The following is a 460-nucleotide window of genomic DNA, read 5'->3' as shown; positions in this document are numbered from 1 at the left end:
CGCCGATGCCGATCCCGGCCAGCAGCAGCGCCCACACCAGGCCGTTGAAGCGCTTCAGCGCCTTGGCCAGCACCAGCGAGAACGCGATGCCGGCCAGCCCGATCAGCACCCACACCACACCACTCACGTTGCTGGGGGACGCCCAGAACGAACCGGGCGCGCCGGCGGCAAACAACAGGGCCAGAGCCATCAACGCAACCTCACGGGGGACCGGCGTCCATCTTGGTCAGGCCATCGTCCTGAACAGGTGAAGGTCCGTGCCCCCCCCTGGCAGGCTCATCCCCCGGCGGGGACGGGCGGCGGCAGTTCCAGGGTGCGCACCACCAGCCCAAGCAGTTGGCTCAGCGCACCCTCGGCGGGCGGGCCCTGCTCCAGCCCGCGTGCGAAGCCGGCCCAGTCGCCGGCCGACAACTGCTGGATCAATGCCGGATCCACCGCCAGYCAGCGCATGCCCCAATAG

Annotated in this window: 2 protein-coding genes; both read right to left on the bottom strand. The window is 70.4% G+C overall.

The annotated features are described in order from the left end of the window. A partial coding sequence (locus AC1DN0_RS41465; protein ID WP_477146664.1) for a hypothetical protein occupies nt 1-190 on the bottom strand: 190 nt, incomplete at its 3' end. A gap of 86 nt (nt 191-276) precedes the next feature. Next, the coding region (locus AC1DN0_RS41460; RefSeq protein WP_477146663.1) for a hypothetical protein at nt 277-460 on the bottom strand (184 nt) is incomplete at its 5' end.

The organism is Cupriavidus sp. 05N39 (assembly GCF_056397325.1).
This window is presented reverse-complemented; position numbering and strand designations above follow the sequence as displayed.